Source organism: Candidatus Amarolinea dominans (assembly GCF_016704685.1).
GTDB classification, from domain to species: domain Bacteria; phylum Chloroflexota; class Anaerolineae; order SSC4; family Amarolineaceae; genus Amarolinea; species Amarolinea dominans.
Genome location: NZ_JADIZS010000009.1, coordinates 203,397 through 221,267 on the forward strand (window position 1 = coordinate 203,397; position 17,871 = coordinate 221,267).

The 17,871-nt window shown below is 65.7% G+C and carries 17 protein-coding genes and 1 pseudogene; 11 read left to right on the forward strand and 7 right to left on the reverse strand.

The window, feature by feature from the left end; genetic code table 11:
* Positions 1-20: 20 nt before the first annotated feature.
* Genes IPF85_RS07505 through recJ form a run of 3 tightly spaced genes read right to left on the reverse strand, consistent with a single transcriptional unit; the run spans position 21 to position 4,562 of the window.
* Complete coding sequence (locus IPF85_RS07505; RefSeq protein WP_343407451.1) at positions 21-1,514, reverse strand: DUF4129 domain-containing protein; 1,494 nt, start codon at positions 1,512-1,514, stop codon at positions 21-23.
* Positions 1,501-2,796: a DUF58 domain-containing protein gene (locus tag IPF85_RS07510; protein WP_343407485.1), complete on the reverse strand. Its 1,296-nt coding sequence runs from the start codon at positions 2,794-2,796 to the stop codon at positions 1,501-1,503. The genes IPF85_RS07505 and IPF85_RS07510 overlap by 14 nt, the downstream gene beginning before the upstream one ends.
* A 5-nt stretch (positions 2,797-2,801) precedes the next feature.
* Positions 2,802-4,562, reverse strand: a complete 1,761-nt coding sequence (recJ, locus tag IPF85_RS07515; protein ID WP_343407452.1) for a single-stranded-DNA-specific exonuclease RecJ — start codon at positions 4,560-4,562, stop codon at positions 2,802-2,804.
* A 234-nt stretch (positions 4,563-4,796) separates the two neighbouring features.
* Between recJ and IPF85_RS07520 the strand changes: the two genes are divergently transcribed.
* The 7 genes and pseudogenes from IPF85_RS07520 to IPF85_RS07550 all read left to right on the forward strand — a co-directional run bounded on the left by IPF85_RS07520 (position 4,797) and on the right by IPF85_RS07550 (position 10,152).
* Complete coding sequence (locus IPF85_RS07520; protein WP_343407453.1) at positions 4,797-5,990, forward strand: cysteine desulfurase family protein; 1,194 nt, start codon at positions 4,797-4,799, stop codon at positions 5,988-5,990.
* A gap of 50 nt (positions 5,991-6,040) precedes the next feature.
* Entirely contained in the window at positions 6,041-6,952 is a 912-nt protein-coding gene (locus IPF85_RS07525; RefSeq protein ID WP_343407454.1) for a Uma2 family endonuclease, read from the forward strand.
* Positions 6,953-7,527: 575 nt separating this feature from the next.
* Positions 7,528-7,935, forward strand: coding sequence for a hypothetical protein (locus IPF85_RS07530; RefSeq protein ID WP_343407455.1), 408 nt, complete (start codon positions 7,528-7,530; stop codon positions 7,933-7,935).
* Positions 7,932-9,060, forward strand: a pseudogene (mnmA, locus tag IPF85_RS07535) (tRNA 2-thiouridine(34) synthase MnmA). The gene IPF85_RS07530 and the pseudogene mnmA overlap by 4 nt, the downstream one beginning before the upstream one ends.
* Positions 9,044-9,316, forward strand: coding sequence for a hypothetical protein (locus IPF85_RS07540; RefSeq protein ID WP_343407456.1), 273 nt, complete (start codon positions 9,044-9,046; stop codon positions 9,314-9,316). The pseudogene mnmA and the gene IPF85_RS07540 overlap by 17 nt, the downstream one beginning before the upstream one ends.
* An 88-nt stretch (positions 9,317-9,404) precedes the next feature.
* Positions 9,405-9,782, forward strand: coding sequence for a hypothetical protein (locus tag IPF85_RS07545; protein WP_343407457.1), 378 nt, complete (start codon positions 9,405-9,407; stop codon positions 9,780-9,782).
* A gap of 73 nt (positions 9,783-9,855) precedes the next feature.
* Complete coding sequence (locus IPF85_RS07550) at positions 9,856-10,152, forward strand: YtxH domain-containing protein (RefSeq protein ID WP_343407458.1); 297 nt, start codon at positions 9,856-9,858, stop codon at positions 10,150-10,152.
* A gap of 13 nt (positions 10,153-10,165) precedes the next feature.
* Here IPF85_RS07550 and IPF85_RS07555 read toward each other — a convergent pair whose 3' ends face one another.
* Entirely contained in the window at positions 10,166-11,929 is a 1,764-nt protein-coding gene (locus IPF85_RS07555) for an NAD(P)H-hydrate dehydratase (protein WP_343407459.1), read from the reverse strand.
* A 43-nt stretch (positions 11,930-11,972) separates the two neighbouring features.
* Positions 11,973-12,389: a hypothetical protein gene (locus tag IPF85_RS07560; RefSeq protein WP_343407460.1), complete on the reverse strand. Its 417-nt coding sequence runs from the start codon at positions 12,387-12,389 to the stop codon at positions 11,973-11,975.
* A 323-nt stretch (positions 12,390-12,712) separates the two neighbouring features.
* On the opposite strand from IPF85_RS07560, the gene IPF85_RS07565 reads away from it, so the two are divergent.
* From IPF85_RS07565 to IPF85_RS07580, 4 genes are all read left to right on the forward strand, one after another.
* The gene (locus tag IPF85_RS07565) at positions 12,713-13,075 is read left to right on the forward strand and encodes a nucleotidyltransferase domain-containing protein (RefSeq protein ID WP_343407461.1); all 363 of its coding nucleotides are present in this window, start codon (positions 12,713-12,715) and stop codon (positions 13,073-13,075) included.
* Positions 13,076-13,291: 216 nt separating this feature from the next.
* Complete coding sequence (locus tag IPF85_RS07570; RefSeq protein WP_343407462.1) at positions 13,292-13,495, forward strand: hypothetical protein; 204 nt, start codon at positions 13,292-13,294, stop codon at positions 13,493-13,495.
* 10 nt (positions 13,496-13,505) lie between these two features.
* On the forward strand, positions 13,506-15,389 hold the full coding sequence (locus tag IPF85_RS07575; RefSeq protein WP_343407463.1) for a hypothetical protein: 1,884 nt from the start codon (positions 13,506-13,508) through the stop codon (positions 15,387-15,389).
* Entirely contained in the window at positions 15,389-15,937 is a 549-nt protein-coding gene (locus IPF85_RS07580; RefSeq protein ID WP_343407464.1) for a hypothetical protein, read from the forward strand. Before IPF85_RS07575 ends, IPF85_RS07580 begins: the two co-directional genes overlap by 1 nt.
* Positions 15,938-16,188: 251 nt before the next feature.
* Here the strand turns inward: IPF85_RS07580 and IPF85_RS07585 are convergent, their stop codons facing one another.
* Positions 16,189-17,028: a c-type cytochrome gene (locus tag IPF85_RS07585; protein ID WP_343407465.1), complete on the reverse strand. Its 840-nt coding sequence runs from the start codon at positions 17,026-17,028 to the stop codon at positions 16,189-16,191.
* A 58-nt stretch (positions 17,029-17,086) separates the two neighbouring features.
* Positions 17,087-17,866 carry a c-type cytochrome gene (locus IPF85_RS07590; RefSeq protein ID WP_343407466.1) on the reverse strand — a complete coding sequence of 260 codons (780 nt, stop codon included), beginning with the start codon at positions 17,864-17,866 and terminating at the stop codon, positions 17,087-17,089.
* Positions 17,867-17,871 lie beyond the last annotated feature (5 nt).

Consider the following 17,871-nt stretch of genomic DNA (forward strand, 5'->3'; position numbering starts at 1 on the left):
ATTCCTCATCATTTTCATCGTTAGTCCGGCTGACGGTTTTCTTGCCGCGGGGTTTCCTGGATGGCGCGGAAGTCGGCGCGGAGCTGCGCCAGTTCGTTCTCGGCCACGGGATGATCGCCGTAGTGGACGCGCATGTAGGCCAGGGTGAGGCGCTGCAGGGCCGCATCCTGGCCGGGAAAGGCCTGAGACAGCAGCGACAGGTAGTCGTCCGGGGAGAGGGCCGGCGGCCGGCCAAAGCCGCGCTGCCGCGCCAGGCGGGTCAGGTTGGCGTAGAGGTTTTGCACGGAGATGGCGGCCAGCAGTTGACTGCCCAGGCCGTAGCGGCGCACCAGGCGCGCCAGGCGGCGCAGGCGCTGCAGGCCGCGGCGCAAACTGCTGCCACCGAGGGTCAACGCCTCGCCCGCGGCCGCTTCGTCCTGATCGGCGGAGCGGCCGCGGCGCACCCGTCCGAGCACCACGAGCACCAGGGCGACCATCAGTGTGAGCACCACGAGCACCAGGGCGTAGCGCGCAGCCACCCAAATCCACGGCGGGATGGGATCGGGTGTGGGCTGCGTGGCTATCTGGGTGTCGAGAGGGGCCACCTGCATGTTCTGCAGGATCCCGTCCAGGCGGGTGAGCAGATCGGATTCACGGAAGAGGCGCACGAGCAGTTCGAGCAGCCACTCCAACACGGGCGCGACCAGCCAGAAGATGGCGTCCAGAATGAAGCGCAGGATTTTGGCCAGGAAAAGCCACAGCGGCAGCAGTTGCTGCACCAGGCGCAGCTGACCCTGGGGCGTCAACCACCCCGCCAGCAGCGCAGTGGCGCCCACGACGCCCGCAATGATAGCCAGGAGCTGCGCCAGGCGGCCGGTGGGGAGCATGACGCCGGCGCTGTCATAGCCACGCGTCGCGTGTTGATCAATGCGGCTGAGGGCCACCGCGCTAAGCCCCAAGACAAAGTAGATCCACAGGAACTGCACCGCGGCCAGGGGTTGCGGCGTCACGCCCACCAGGAGGCTGCCGCCCACGATGAGCAGCAGAATGCCCAGGCGAAAACTGACGCCGACGCTGAAGAAACCGAGATCCCTACTGGATGCGCTGGCCGCGCGCTGCCACAGGAAGAGCATGGTGAGAAAGAAGAGCAGCTCCGGGCGCAGGCCGCGCTGAAAGTTGAAGATGGCGTCGGCCGTGTTGCGCAGCCAGGCGCCGTCGGTCAGCAGGGCGCGGGTGTAGAGGCCGAATCTGATGGCGAGCAGGGAGGTGAGCAGGAGCAGGGCCAGCACGCTCAACTCGAAGCGGGGCGATTCGAGGTCGCGCTTTTGCAGCACATCGAGCGCCAGCATGAGCAGGATCAGGCTGATCCACAGCACGCCGAACAGCGCCAGCGGCGTGGGAACGGGCAGCGCCAGGTCGCCGCGCCAGCGGCGCTGCGCGTACAGGAGCAGCAGCAGCAGCGGCGTGAACCAGGCCATCTCCATGCCCGCCAGGCAGATGAAGATCAGGCGGTGACGGCGGTTAGTCAGAATCATTTTGCACCAACGTCGGCGCCAGCAGGTCATTGACCAGGTGCGGCAGATGATAGACCATGATGCCGGGCAGCAGGTCTTTGGGCGGTTCTGCGGCCAGGGTGAAGAGAACCACGCGGCGCCCGGCGCCGGCCAGATCGAGCAGCGCGGCCAGCAGGGCATCATGCGCGATGGCCGTCACGATCACCAGGGTGGCGCCCCAGGGTGCGCGCGGGGCCTCACGCAGCAGTATCTCCTCGATCGGGGCCGTGGCGAAATTGGTCACCGCGGCCAGCAGCTCCAGGATGTGCAACAGTTGATCGGGGCTGCGGCCCGGCAGCAGGCGGATGGGCTGGTCGCTGTTGGGCAGCGCGCCGTTGGCGATCAGTCCGACCGGCAGACGCTGCTCTGCGGTCAGGCTGGCCAGGCTGGCGGCCACACTGACGACCCGTTCCAGCAGTTCGGGGATGTAGCCGTGCCAGTGGCGTACCAGGGTGGCGACGTTGAGGAAGATCAGCACCTGCGCCTCGGCGCTCGGCTCGAAGGCCCGGCTGAGCAACTGTTGCTGGCGCGCGGTGGCCTTCCAGTGAACGTGGTGCAGGCTGTCGGCCGGCTGCCAGGCGCGAATGCCCACCGTGCGCAGGGGGTCCTGGAACAGATGCCCACGCGTGCCCTGGGCGCCGAATGGGTTCTTGGGCGGCAGGTGCAGGTCGGCCGCGCTGTAGAGGTGCGGGTAGACGATCAACTGTTGGCGTTCCATCAGGGTGGCGCGGCGGCTGAAGAGGCCGAAGCCATCGCCGGTGCTCACCACGGCCGGGCCGAAGGTGTAGAAGCCGCGCTCGCTGCACTCGATCTGAAACGGGCGTTGCAGGCGTTGAAACGCGCCGGGCATCCAGAAGGTGTGGAACTCGCCCAGGTTGGTGGTGGTATTGACCATGACCTTGCTGGCGTTGACCGGCAGCTCGACCGGGAAACGGTCCACGATGCTGAGCCAGGTCAAGGGCAGGATCTTCTGGTTACGCACCGTCAGCACCAGGTTGATGGTTTCGCCGCGGAAGGCTCGAATTTCGCTGAGGTTTCGCTCGTAGTGCAGACCAAAAAGGCTGAGTGTGTTCCAGAGCCAGCCGGTGAGGGCCACCAGGAACAGGGCAAATGCGCTGGCGCTGAGGAAGGGATTTTGCAGCACCAGGCCCAGGAACATCAGCAGGAGGCCCAGGGTGATCCAGGCGTCGCTGAACTGGGTGTCGCTTTCGATGTCAATGTAGCGGGACCCGTGGCTGGGAGTGGAAATGCGCTGGCGCCACATCGTGTTCAAGCCCCAGCCAAAAGTAATGCAGGCTGATAGGAATCGGGCGCCTCGTCTGACAGCTTCAGATCATGCACGTTGAGCTGCAGGCGGCGGTTGCCGTTGTATTCGTTGGTCTCCAGGGCAAAGACCACGTCCATGCGTTGGCGCACCCGGCTCAGCCAGTGACCCTGGCGGAAGGCGATGGCGTCGCGCGGCGGCCCGCCGTCAGAGAGGATCAGTTTGAGATGCGCGCCTTCGCCGCCCACGGTGCGCGCTTCGAGCACCTTGCAGTTGCGCGCCAGCAGGACCGGCGACCGGTTGTCCTGGCCGCACGGTTCCAACTGCTGCAGGATGCCGAGCAGGCCGAAGTCCAGATCGCTCAGGCGCACCACCGCGTCAATCTCCAACAGCGGCAGCAGCGTCTGCTGGCTCAGCTCGGCCGCGGCCACGGCCTGCATCTCCTCACGGAACTGCGGCAGGCGCTCGGTGCGAATCTTGAAGCCGGCCGCGGCCTCATGCCCGCCGTGCCGTTCGAGCAGATGCGCGACGCGATCGAGGGCGCGGGTGATGTGAAAGGCGGGGATGCTGCGCGCGGAGCCGTGGCTGAAGTCCGGCCCGCGCTCGATGACGATGGTCGGGCGATAGTACTCCTCGGTCAGCTTGCCCGCGGCCAGCCCCACGACGCCGTGCAAGAAATCGTCGCCTTCCGCCAGCAGGAGCAGCCCGTTGCCGGGGTTGGCCTCGATCTGGCGACGTGCGGCCTGCACGGTCTGCTCGGTCAACTCCTGGCGTTTGGTGTTGAGCTGGCCCAACTGGCTGGCCAGGGCGGTCGCCTCCGCCTGATCCTGGGTGGACAGGAGTTGGTAGGCGAGCATGGCCGATTGCAGGCGCCCGGCCGCGTTGATGCGCGGCGCCAGGCGAAAACCGATCGCGGTGGTATCAGCCTGGCCCGCGGTGACGCCGGCCTGCTGCATCAGCGCTTGCAGGCCCACGCGTGGCGTGCGGTTGAGCCGCACCAGCCCCTGGCGCACCAGCTCGCGATTTTCCTGCAGCAGCGGCACGATGTCGGCCACCGTGCCCAACGCCACCAGGTCGAGCAGATCGCTTTCATCCAGGCCAGGCCCGCGGCTGTCGCGCGGTTGATTGGCGCTGACCGCGCGCAGGATGCCCTGCGCCACGCGGTAGGCCACGCCCACACCGGCCAGGCCGCTGAAGCCGTAGCGGCAGCCGGGCTGGCGTGGGTTGATGACCGCCAGCGCGTCGGGCAGCTCCGCGCCGACGTGATGGTGATCGGTGATGATCAGATCGAGGCCCAGGGCGCGGGCGTGCTCGGCCTCGGCCACGGAGCGGATGCCGCAGTCCACGGTGATGACGAGCGCAAAGCCCTGCTGGCGCAGAAAGGTCAGGGCGCGGTTGTTCAGGCCGTAGCCTTCATCCACGCGGTGTGGAATGTATGGCTCCACCTGGCCGCCGCAGGCGCGCAGCGTCTGCACCAGCAGCGTGGTGGCGGTGACGCCGTCCGCGTCGAAGTCGCCGTAGACCGCGATGCGTTCGCCCTGGCGCAGGGCGCGGCGGATACGCGTGACGGCTTCGGGCAGCCCTTTCAGGTTGTAGGGGTTTTTGACCAGGGTGATTCCTTGCAGGAATGATTCGATGGCGGCTGGGTCACGCAGACCGCGGTTGAACAGAATCTGCGCCAGGATGCGGTGCAGGTGCGGCGCCTGCGCCAGGAAGGCAGGCGGGGCAGGCTCGGCAATCTTCCAGATTTTGGGCAGCGGCGGCACAGGTCAGACCTCAGGCAGAGAGATGGCATCTATTGTAGCACGTCCGCGGGGTTCTGCCAACGCGGCGAAGGGGCGTTTGGAGCACGAAGCCGCGAAGCAACACGAAGCACGCGCAGCGCGAAGGGGCGTTTGGCGCGATTCCTGCTGACCTCCGACGTTGCTTGACAGCCAGCGCGCACGATGTTAGAATCAACACCGGTTCGAGTTGACGATTCTAATTCTGGATGGTGTGCCATGCCTGCTGCAGAGCGTCTTATCTACTTCGATCATGCCGCCACAACGCCGGTCGCGCCGGAAGTGCTGGAGGCGATGCTGCCTTTTTTCAGTGAACGCTACGGCAACCCGTCGAGCATTCACCGCCTGGGGCGCGAGTCGGCCCGCGCCATTGACCAGAGCCGCCAGGGCATCGCCCACCTGCTCAACTGCCAGCCCAATGAGATCGTCTTCACCAGTTGCGGCACAGAGGCTGACAACCTGGCCCTGCGCGGGGTGGCCCTGGCGCAGCAGGCGCGCGGGCGCGGCCAGCATTTGATCGTCTCCGCGGTGGAGCACAAGGCTGTGTTGCAGACCGCCTTCGATCTGCGCGACCGCTACGGCTTTACGCTGACTGTGCTGCCGGTGGATGGGGATGGCCTGCTGTCGCTGGCCGATTTTGAGGCGGCCCTGCGCCCGGACACCGTACTCATCAGCGTGATGTACGCGAACAACGAAATCGGCACCATTCAGCCGCTGGCGCAGATTGGCGCGCTGGCGCGCAGCCGGGGCATTACCTTTCACACCGACGCAGTGCAGGCCGGCGGCCTGCTGCCGCTCGATGTCGAGGACCTGCAGGTTGATCTGCTGGCCCTCTCTGCGCACAAGTTCTACGGGCCAAAGGGGATCGGCCTGCTCTATGTGCGCCGCGGGACGTCCCTGTGGTCGCAGGTCACCGGGGGCAGCCAGGAGACGAAGCACCGCGCGGGCACGGAGAATGTGCCTTACATCGTGGGCATGGCCGCGGCGCTGACGCTGACGCAGATGTCGCGTGTCACCAACAACGCGCACCAGGCCATTCTGCGCGACCGCCTTATCAACCGCGTGCTGCGTGAAATTCCTGATGTGCGGGTCAGCGGTCACCGCACGCAACGCCTGCCCAATCATGCCAGCTTTCTGCTCGGCGGCCTGGAGATTCAGGGGGTGTTGATGGGCCTCGATATGGCCGGCATTGCCGCGTCCAGCGGTTCGGCCTGCACCAGCGCGGCGCAGGAGCCGTCGCACGTGCTGACCGCCCTGGGCATTGATCCGATCGCCGCGGCCGGCCATCTGCGCCTGACCCTGGGACACAGCACGACCGATGCCGATATCGAGGCGGTCGCGGATGCGCTGACGCCGCTGGTTGGCCGGCTGCGCCAGATGAGCGCAGGAGAGCAGACGGGAGCGCGATTGTAGGGCGGTCGTAGGACCGTGCGCCGGCGCAGGAGAGATGGAGAGGTAAGATCATGGCTGTGACGTTGACGGGACCGGTGCGAACCGATGATCGGAGGCCGGCCGGGCTGGTGCGGAGTGGGCTGGCGCGGGAAGGGCGCGATTGGCCGACCGACATCCTGGAGGCGTATGGTCGCAGTGTGGGGCCGTACACGATAGACAATGCCGAGATGATTCTGGATGGGGAGGCAGTCGAGCTGTACAACGGCTGGCTGGTGTGGCAAGAGATGACCGACTTCTTCGAGCGCACGGTGGCTGGGAACATCCAGGCGATGTTGGATCTTTCGGCGCGCAAGGCGGGATTTGGCGCCGGCTTGCCGGATCAGATGGAATGTTTGTTGAGCAACGGCGATGTGATCAAGCCTGACATTGCGTTGATTTCATGGAAACGAGCGGCGACGGCGCAGCCGACTGGACCGAGTCAGCGCCTGATTCTGCACGGGTGTCCGGAGTTGGTGGTGGAGACGCGGTCGCCCTCGAACCGGCGGGCGCAGGAGCGACGCAAGCGCGAGTTGTACTTCAACAACCGGGCGGAAGTGGTGTGGGATGTGGACATGCGCGGGAAGCGCATCTACGTCTACCGGGTGCAGAATCCGCTGCAGGCGGAGGTGTACGAGCTGGGCGATGTGATCAGGGTCGAGCCGTACTTGCCGGGCTGGCAGCGCCGCGTGGCCGACATTTTTTCTGCGCAGGCGTCGGCCGAGGCCGTGGCCGGCGAGGTGGCCGCGGCCTGGATTGCAGAGGGACGTGTGGAGACTCTGCGCAGCCTGCTGCCCACCCTGGCCCGCTATCGCTTCGGGGCCGAACTGGCGCCTGCGGTGCTGGCGCGGCTGAATGCGTGCGCTGAGGCGCAGTTGCTGCACTTGCAGACCAGGATCGAGAGCGCAGCCACGCTGGACGAGTGGATAGCGGCGATTCCACGATGACCGTGAGGCATGAGACGACCGTTGCTGCAACGAGTGCGAAGTTGGCCTGGCGCCGGCGCAGGAGAGATGGAGAGGTAAGAACATGGCTGTGACGTTGACGGGACCGGTGCGAACCGATCATCGGAGGCCGGCCGGGCTGGTGCGGAGCGGGCTGGCGCGGGAAGGGCGCGATTGGCCGACCGACATCCTGGAGGCGTATGGTCGCAGTGTGGGGCCGTACACGATAGACAATGCCGAGATGATTCTGGATGGGGAGGCAGTCGAGCTGTACAACGGCTGGCTGGTATGGCAGGAGATGACCGACTTCTTCGAGCGCACAGTGGCGGGGAACATCCAGGCGATGTTGGATCTTTCGGCGCGCAAGGCGGGATTTGGCGCCGGCTTGCCGGATCAAATGGAATGTTTGTTGAGCAACGGCGATGTGATCAAGCCTGACATTGCGTTGATTTCGTGGAAACGGGCGGCGACGGCGCAGCCGACCGGGCCGAGTCAGCGCCTGATTCTGCACGGGTGTCCGGAGTTGGTGGTGGAGACGCGGTCGCCCTCGAACCGGCGGGCGCAGGAGCGGCGTGGACATGCGCGGGAAGCGCATCTACGTCTACCGGGCGCAGAGTCCGCTGCAGCCGGAGGTGTACGAGGTAGGCGATGTGATCAGGGTCGAGCCGTACTTGCCGGGCTGGCAGCGCCGCGTGGCCGACATCTTTTCCGCGCAGGCGTCAGCCGAGGCCGTGGCCGGCGAAGTCGCCACTGCCTGGATCGCAGAGGGCAGGCTGGAAGGACATGCAGAAGGGATCGCAGAGGGCCGCATGGCGACTCTGCGCAGCCTGCTGCCCACCCTGGCCCGCTATCGCTTCGGGGCCGAACTGGCGCCTGCGGTGCTGGCGCGGCTGAATGCGTGTACTGAGGCGCAGTTGCTGCACTTGCAGACCAGGATCGAGAGCGCGGCCACGCTGGACGAGTGGATAGCGGCGATTCCACGATGACCGCGAGGCATGAGACGACCGTTGTTGTCGCAATGAGCGGCGGCGTGGACAGTTCCGTGGCCGCGGCGCTGCTGGTGGAGCAGGGCTATCACGTCATCGGCGTGATGATGCGCCTGTGGGCCGAACTCGACCGCGGCGAGGCCTCGAGCAACAAGTGCTGTTCGCTGGAGGCCGTGACCGACGCCCGCCGCGTGGCCGCTGCGCTGGACATTCCATTCTACCTGCTCAATGTAGAGCGGCTGTTCAAAGAGAACGTGGTAGATTTTTTCATCCAGGGTTACAGCGACGGGCTGACGCCCAACCCCTGCCTGGCCTGCAATCGCACCATTCGCCTGGGGGTGTTGTTCGATTACGCAGCCGCGCTGGGCGCCGATTACCTGGCCACCGGGCATTATGCACGCATCCGTCAGGTGAACGCGGCGCAGGGCGCGCTGGCCGCCTGGGATGGCCTGGAGTATCCGCTCTATCAGCTTTGCCGGGGCGTGGATGCGGCCAAAGATCAGAGTTACGTGCTGCACATGGCGACGCAGCGGGAGCTGGCGCATCTGCTGTTCCCGCTTGGCGAACTGACCAAGCCGCAGGTGCGCGAACTGGCGGCGGCCCGCGGCCTGACGGTGGCGAGCAAGCGTGAGAGTCAGGACCTCTGTTTCCTGGCAGACGACGATTATCGCCGTTTCCTGACCGACTGGGCGCCGGCCGCGGTGCAGTCCGGCCCGATCATCGGCGGACGGGCAGGTGCTGGGGCAGCATGAGGGCCTGGCCTTCTACACCATCGGTCAGCGCAAGGGCCTGGGGATTGGCGCCCGTGAGCCGCTCTTCGTCCTGCGCCTGGACGCGGCCCGCAACGCGGTGATTGTTGGCCCAGCCGCGGCGCTCGGCCAGACCGAACTGACCGCCAGTCAGGTGGCGTGGGGTGTGGGACAGCCGCTGGCCGCGCCAATCCAAGTGCAGGCCCGCATCCGTTACAAAGCGCAGGCGGCGCCGGCCACAGTCGTGCCGCTGAGTAGTGATCGGGTACGCGTGCTGTTCGAGTTGCCTTTGCGTGATATCACACCAGGCCAGGGGGTTGTTTTCTATGAGGGCGACGCCTGCCTGGGGGGAGGCATCATTGACCGGGCTGTTTGATCTGTTGGTGCATCCGGCGCTGTGGCTCAGCCTGGCCCTGGCCCTGCTCTACGCGGCGCTCTTTCATGCTTGGCAGGGGCGCACGCTTGCAGGGCTTGGATGGTTTGCGCTGGCCTCGTTGGCCGGTTTTGCGGCCGGCCAGCTAGCCGGGGCTGCGTTGCATTTTCCTGCCCTCGGCCAGGTGCAGATCGTGGCAGGAACGCTGGGCGCCGCGTCCGCCCTGACCCTGGTGCGCGCCCGCCTGCACAAAGCGTAACAATGTCAGCGGCCGCGGTGACGCCTGAGGGCAGCGCCGCGGTCAGGTAAGAGGAGCGCCGCCGTTGGGGCGGCCGGATTGAGGAATCATGGATAAAAAGACAAAAATCTGGATCATCATTGGCGTCGTTGTCGCCGTTCTGCTGTTCGTCGGCATCATCTATCTGCTCGTCACGCATCCGCCGGTGGCGGCCATCGTGCGTGACCTTTTCATCATCTTCGTGACCCTGGAACTGTTCATCATCGGCGCGCTGCTGACGGTGCTGGTCTGGCAGATCTACACGCTGACGCGCATGATGCAGCAGGAAATCAAGCCGATGCTGACCGCCACGCAGGAGACGATTGGCACCGTGCGCGGCACCGCCACCTTCATGAGCGACCAGGTGGTGCAGCCGGCCATCAAGATGTCGAGCAAGGTCGCGGGATGGCAGAAATCGGTGAAGGTGCTGTTGGGGAAAGCTGAATAGGTCAAAGTGCAAAGTGCAGTGCAGCGGCAATCGGCAATCGCAAATCGAAAATTCGTGTGCAAGGAGACGTGCTATGGTTTGGGGAATGATTATCGGCGCGGTGGTTGGTTTTGGGCTGGCGTTGTACCGGGCGCCGCAGTCGGGTGAAGCGACGCGGCATCAGTTGACGGAGTTGGGCGCTGATCTGAAGCGCCGGGCGCAGACGACCGCAAACGACGCTCGTCAGCAGGCGCAGGCGGCCGCGCGGCCGGCTGTGAAACGCGCTGAGCAGATGGCGTCACGTGCGGAGGATTTGGTCGGCGATTTGAGCGCCCGCGGCCGCGCAGTGCTGGAAGAGCAGATGCGCAGCCGCAGCAATGGGCATGGGTGAGGGTGTCAGGGCGTTAACGGCCGCTGAGGCGGCGCCAGGCGGCGGGCAGGTAGGAGACGATGTCTTCGGCCACGACGCCGGCGAAGCCGATTTCCTGGCTGGCCAGGTCGCCGGCCAGGCCGTGGAGATAGGCGCCGGCCACGGCTGCGTCGAAGGGCGCGAGGCCCTGCGCCAGGAGCGCGGTGATCGCGCCGGCCAGCACGTCGCCGGTGCCGGCGGTGGCCAGGGCCGGGTTGGCAAAGGGCAGCACACGCACGCGACCGTCGGGCGCGGCGATGACCGTGAAGGCCCCTTTGAGCACCACGATCTGATTCCAGGCTGTGGCCCGGCTAACTGCCAGATTCCAGCGGTCGGCCTGCACGGCATCCATCTCCAGCTTGCACAGCCGCGCCATTTCGCCCGGATGCGGCGTTAGGATCGAGTTGGCCGGCAGCAGTTCCGGCCAGTCCTCCTGCTGCGCCAGCCAGTTGAGCGCATCCGCATCTACCACGAGCGGCGGCAGGTCCGTGCGAGGACCGGCAGGCCGCTCGTTTTCTTTGCTCGCGCTGCGCTCAGGCGCAGACGCAGCAAAGCCGATGGCGCTGCGCTGTTGGGCCTTCGGTTCTTCGGTTTGGAAGAAGGCTTTCAGGAAGGCGCCGGTCTCCTTTTCGGTGCTGAGGCCAGGGCCGATCAACAGCGCCGTGTAGCCTGCCAGTTTTTCGTTGAGCATACGCGCGGCGTCGCTGGCCAATACCCCCATGTCGTGCGCCAGCGGCAGCCAGGTCACTTCCAGCAGAACCGGGGCCAGGATGGCATGCAGCGGTCGCGCCACGCCCAGCGTCACCAGGCCCGCGCCGGCGCGTGTGGCGCCTTGTGCAGCCAGGCCGGCCGCGCCGGTGAAGTAGACCGAGCCGGCCACGATCAACGCCTTGCCGAAGGCGCCCTTGTGCGCGGTGATCGGCCGGGCCGGCAGCAGTTCGGCCACCGCGCGCGGGGTCGCCATTTCCAGGCTGATGGCCTGCGCCAGGTCGCCGGGGATGCCAATGTCCGCCACCAGCAGCGCGCCGGTGACCGCGGGGCCGCGGCCCAGGAAGTGACCGTGCTTGGGAAAGCCAAAAGTGACGGTGAGATCGGCCGGCAGCGCGGCCGCGTCCACTGCGCCGCTCGTGCAGTCCAGCCCGCTGGCGCAGTCAACCGCCACGACTTCGACCTTGCCCGGCTGCAGGTCATCCAGGCGGTCCAATTCGGCCAGCGGCTCCGTCAGGTTGAACAAGGCGCCGGCCGTGTCGGCATCTTCATCTGCGGCCGGCGCTTGGCCGGTCTGTTGCGACCGCTCGTTGACGGCCTCGCGGGTCAGGGTCAGGATGGCGGCCAGGTCGCCTTCGATGGGACGGGAAACGCCGGTGCCCAGGAGAGCGTCCACCACGATGGCAGCTTCACCGAGCCAGGTTCGCAGGTGAGTGCGGTCGGCGTCGGCCTCGGCATGCACCAGCGGGATGCCCAGGCCGGCCAGTTTGTGGAAATTGCTGTCGCTGCGGGCGCCCGGACGCTTCCAGGCGTAGACGCGCACGTCCCACTCCCAGGCGCGCAGCCAGCGGCCGGCCACCAGGCCATCGCCGCCGTTGTTGCCCGGCCCGGCCAGGATCACGACCGGGCCGGGGGACAGATGGCCCAGGCGTCGTTCTACCGCCGCGGCCACCGCCTTGCCCGCGGCCTCCATCATATCGCCGTAGGTCCAGCCTGCCGCGTCGGTCGCCTTCTCCAGCCCGCGCATCTCGTCGGTTGTCACAATTTTCATGGCATTCCTCTCCGAGCACTCGTGTCAGAAAAATAAAAAGTCATTATCGCTCATCCCGTTCTGCACTTATTTCTTCAGCCAAAGAACCTTGAATCATAGACAGCTCTTGCTGTAGCTGTTGAAGATTCGAACCAGGTTTGGTGGGTGGAAACTCGTATTCTGAGCCGTCAGACACAATATATCCTTGTGCATTCAATTCCTTCAAGACACTCTGCTTGCGCAAACCAGGATGATTTGTGTCCGCTTCCGAGGGTTCAAGTGCCTGGACTTTGCGGCTCAACTCCCGCAAATAGTGCGGTGGAAATGCCGCCAGCAGATCCGGACGCATGATCAGGCAGGCGCCGCGGGCCAGCGCGATCACTGCGATCCCCGTACCGGTCACATCCAGCGTTTCCAATGGGATCAACATCCCGCGCTGATCAACGGTGATGGTTGGTTGGGCGATCGCATATTTTGACATAAGTTTCCTCTGGCACCTTCATGATTGACGCAATGGATTGGATTCTACCACACCCCCTGTGCTTGGGCAATCTTGCACCTGGAGTGACATTTGCAGTTCATCTTCGCAGAGTCTTGCACAAACAGACGCTAGAGAGTAAAGTGAAACAGGCTTAACGGAGGTGCGTAATGAGACCCGACACCCACGCCGTTACTCGAATTCGTTAGTAAGGTCAATAATGCCAGCATTCCCACACGCTATCCCGAGGACTTGTCACGAACGCTCAGAGATTATCCTGCACCCGTTGCTCGAGACTACTTGCTTCAGACCGAGGAGACGCTGACATGGTTGAAACTACACCCCAACTTGCAGAAATAATCCAACGTTATCGTCGTGAACTTGAGAAGATGAACATTCGTTGTGAACGTATTTGGCTCTTCGGCTCGCAAGTTGACGGCACCGCACACGAGGGCAGCGACATTGACTTGATTGTGGTTTCGCCAGACTTGACGTTCTATGATCAGCGCACGAGACTGGAACGCCTGGGCGTTGCTGCAGGGCGCATTTTGGAGCCAATTCAAGCACAGGGCTTGACTCCTGAAGAAATCACGTCGCACCGCATGTCCCCGTTCATCGAATACGTGATCAACGAGCTTGCGATTGATGTCACCCACTACGCCGGCGAAGCGGTCGGCTCACATCCGTAGACTGCTCCCGCTCCTGCTCCTGCTGATCGTTCTGCTGCCCCTGCCTGCGCTGGCCACCACCCTGGGGGAGACCGGAGACCGGAGACCCCTGATCGTTCGCCTTCCACGTACCCAATCTCTGATCTCTGATCCCTGCCCTCTCCTTGCGCAAAGGCGCGTAACAGGGTAAAATGGACGCAGACATGACGCCTGTCCGTTCATTATGCGGAGGAAACCGTGCTCAAATCACCGTTCACAGTGGCCGCGCTCGTCTTCATGCAGCGCTTCTACCGCTCATTGGCCCAGGGCAAACCGCTGGCGACCTGCCTGGCCGATGGCCGCCGTCTGCTCTTCGCCCCACAACACGGCCTGGCCTGGGCCACGCCGGTGCTCTATCTGCGCGACAAGGACGGCGACGGCCAGTTGTTCCGGATCAACTGAAAGGCAACGGATGCTCATCGTACTGATCGTTCTGGCCGCCTGGATCGGCCTGGGCCTTTGGCTGCAGCGCCGGCGGCCTGCCTGGCGCGGCCCCTGGTGGGGGATCAGCCTCCTGGCCCTGGCCACGGCCGCCTTCTTCTGGCAGCAGCTCAGCGGCGTGGCCTACACCCCAGCCGACGGCGGCGACCTGGCCTCGTTCCTCTACCCCATCTACGCCTTCGCGCAGCGCAGTCTGCACGCCGGACATCTCCCGCTCTGGAACCCGCACCTCTATCTGGGCGCGCCGCACGTGGCCGATGTGCAGGCCGGCTGGCTCTATCCGCCCACCCTGCTCACCCTGCTCCTCACCCCCGCCCTCACCTACCGTCACCTGGAGCTGCTCAGCATCGCCCACTTCTTCTGGGCAGGCGCCGGCATGTTTTTTCTCCTGCGCTCGCTGCTGACTTCACCTGACGCCACATCCGAGCAGGCCCCCGCGGGCCTGACCTGGTGGGCCGCCCTGGCCGGCAGCCTCGCCTTCATGTTCTCCGACCCCCTCCTGACCCACTTCGGCAACTACAACCTGCTCGCCACCGCCAGTTGGCTCCCCTGGATTCTGTGGGCCTACCGCGCCCAGTCCACGCAGGTGGACTTCGCGCCCGTTGCCGCGACTTCCAGTCGCCCGGCCAGCCGCCCGGCCAGCAGGCCGGCCAGCCGCCCGCTGCTGGCCGGCCTCTGCCTGGGCATCGCCACCCTGGCCGGACATCCGCAAACGATTTTGATCATCGTGCTGGCGCTGGCCGCGCTGACGCTGTTGGAGATCTATTTCACGCCATCGCCGCGGCGGACCCCGGCGCTGGCGTTGACGGGGCGGCTGCTCATCACCCTGGCGCTGGCCTTCCTGCTGGCCGCACCGGTGCTGCTGCCCGCGGCCCTGCACACCCCCTTCACCCAACGGGCCGATTTCAGCTACGGCCAGGCCTCGCAGTTTTCGCTCTCGCCCAGCCAGTGGATCGGCCTGGTCGTCCCGGCCTTCTTTGGCCGCGGGCCCCAGCTCCATTGGGGGCCGTGGGACCGCGTCGAAGTCGGCTACCTCGGCATCCTGCCCCTGGTGCTGGCGCTGCTGGCCGTTTTGCTGCACCCCGACCGCCGCGCCTGGCGCTGGCTGGCCCTGGCTGGGGTGGGCATGGCCCTGGCGCTCGGCTTCTACTCCCTGCCGCACGGCTGGCTGACCCTGCTGCCCGGCTTTGCGCAACTGCGCGCGCCGGCGCGCTTCCTCCTGCTCACCGATTTGGGCTTGGCGGTGTTGGCCGCCTATGGCCTGCACGGTCTGCTCAGCCCCTGGGATCCACCGGCCGGTCAGGCCGTGGCGCGGGTGTGGCGTCTGCTCAAAGGCGCGGCCGCGGCCGTGCTTGCCATCGGCCTGCCGCTGATCTACCTGGCGCTGCTGTTGACGCAGGATCGAGAGCAGACGGTCTTCATTCGCGTGGCGGTGGCCGCGATCGGCATTACCACGCTGGCCGGACTGCTGCTGGCAACGCTTGCCATCTTCCATGCGCGGCGGGCCAATTGGGCGCGGCCGGCCACGCTGGGCGCGCTCGCCTGCCTGCTCATCCTGCTCGACCTGGGCAGCCCGGGCGCGACCCTCGACAGCAGCCCCAAGGATCCAACCGCCGCGTACCAACAGCCGCAGATCCTCGCGTTCCTGCGCCAACAGCCTGGCGCCTGGCGTCTGGACGCGCGTACCGACATCGAACAACTCTGGCAGCCGAACACCGCCCTGGTCGCCGGCCTGGACGACATCTGGGGCATCGTCAATCCGCTGGTTTTGGCCGACGTGCGCGCTACTGGGAAGGCATCGGGCCGGCCGGCCGCTCCAGCCCGCTGTACGATTTCCTCGGTGCGCAGTTTGTAGTGGCGCGCAAGGACGTGACGCTGGACTGGGACAAATTCGAGAAGGTTTTTGACAGCCCGGGCGAGCTGGCGATCTTCCGCAACCGCCGCGCCCTGCCGCGGGCCATCATCAGCCAGGAGGCCATCGTGGTCAGCGATCAGGAGGCGGCCTGGCAGGCCATTCACCGGGCTGATTTCGATCCGGCCCGGCAGGTGGTGGTGGAGGGCGGCGACGCGCTGGCCGGCCGGCCAGGCGCAGCTACAGCCGCAACCGTTGCCAACGGCCTGGATGTGCAGGTGCAGACGAGCGGCCCGGCCTATCTCGTCATCAGCCAGCCGTTTTACCCAGGTTGGGAAGCGACCGATCAGGCCGGCAGCCGCCTGGCGATCCGCCGCGCCAACTTCGCCTTTCAGGCGGTGGCCATCGCCGCAGATACCACCGCGGTCTCCTTGCGCTTCCGGCCGCCGGCCTGGCGTTGGGGATTGGCGTTGAGCGGAGTGGGGCTGGTGATTGGTCTGGGGTGGCTCTGGCGTCGCTCGTCGGACAAAAGAACATCCCCAATACCGTAGGTCACGCCTCCGGCGTGACAGCGCCCTCTGCGACACATCATGCGTTCTTGTGTGGGCGCTGCAAGCCAGCGGCTTGCGCCACGAGAGGTTGCGCCGGCGTGACAGCGCCGTCCGGCCAGGAGGCCGGACCTACCCCTACGACACTGGCTCGCAGAGACAAGAAAAATCCGTGTTCATCCCCATGGATCTGTGTCCTAACGGACCCGGATGAACACGGATGAACACGGATTCTGCGCCGCCCGGTTGGTTCCCTACGCTGCGCGGGCGAAGATGACGACCGCGACCGCCAGCAGCAGGAGGATGCCGACCAGTCCGGCCACGGCCCACATGGGCAGCAGCAGGCCCGATGATGGGGCCGGCGCCGGCGTAGGAACGGCTGTGGCCGCCGCATCGCCCACTGGCGCCAGGGTCAGGATGAACGCGGTCAGGTTGTTGACCTCGTCGTCGGTCAGGGGGCCGCCTTTGGCCTGTGACCAGGCCGGCATGGCCGAGCCAGAGATGCCGTTGATGATCGTGCTGCGCACCGAAAGATCGGGGCGAATGCCGGAAAAGGCTTTGGACAGCCGCGCGCCGATGCGACCCTGGCCCTTGTCGCCGTGACACATGACGCAGTTTTCGCTGTACAGCCCGGCGCCCGCGGTCGGATCGCCGGCCACGTCCGCGAGGGTGGCGATGGGCGTGATCTGTTTGAGGGCAGGGGTGGGAAATTCGCCGGGCCGGCCGCCGCTCAGCCCTTCGATAAAGGCCACCAGGTCGCTGATGTCCTGCTCGGTGAGCGGGCCGCCGGGCTGCAGCCAGGCCGGCATGGCCGTGCCGGCGATGCCGTTGGCGACCGTTTGGCGAATCAGCGCATCAGGCTGGATCGAAGAAAAGACACTGGAAAGCGTAGCGCCCACCCGGCCTTTGCCATCCGGGCCGTGGCACACCGCGCAGTTGGCATCATAGATCTGGGCGCCGCGGGCCTTGTCGCCGCCGCCTTGAGCGCCAGCGACGCCAACCAGCAGGAGCGCCAGCAGCAAACCCAGGACGGCCCAGACTCCAGGCCGCCGCAGGCTGAATCTTCGTAAAGCGGTCACACGCTCGCTGTTCATGACTCATCTCCCTTGAGCAAACGGGGTGAGCGTGGCGCTCACCCCGTTGCAATGGTGACTACTTCAGCGTGGACAGGTAGGTCACCATGTCGTTGATTTCATCCGCGGTCAAGGTCTGACCGAAGGTTTTGGTCATCAGGTTGTCGGCAAAGCCCGGCGACAGGAAGGCGCTGGGGTTGACGATGGACTCCTTGATGTAGTCTGCGGCCGACTGTCCGGCCACACGGGTTTCGGCGATGCTGCCGATCTTGCTTAGTTCGGGGCCGAGAACGCCGGCGGCTGCGGTGCCTTCGATCTTGTGGCAGGCAGCGCAGGTACCCTTGCCCAGAACGATCGCCTGGCCGCGTGACACCGGATCGTTTGCCTCCGGCGTCGGTGTGGGCATGCCCATCTCCTGGCCGGCCGTCTTCTCGAAGTTGATGACAAAATCGGTCAGGTTGTTAATCTGGTCGGGGCGCAGCGGTCCGCCGAAGTCCTGGGCCCATGGCGGCATGGAGCCGGCGTAGAGGTTCGGCCGGGTGGAAACCAGGCGCCCGCCGGCAATGGTTGACTTGACATAGTCGCGCAGCGTGCCGGGATAGCCCACGTCCTTCAGGCGACCGGTGAAGAAGTACTGATCGTTGAGCGGCGGGCAGAGACCTTCGATGCCCTTGGCCTGCGGGCCGTGACACGGCTTGCAGTATTCACCAAACAGCAGGGCGCCTTCCTCGATAGACTTGCCCAACTGGGAGGCTTCTTCAGCGGCCATGCGGTTAGGCTCGCCGAGACCGACAAAGAGCAAGATGACCAGGGTCAGGATCGTGGCGACGATGCCCACCGTAATTTGTACGAGTTTCATGGACT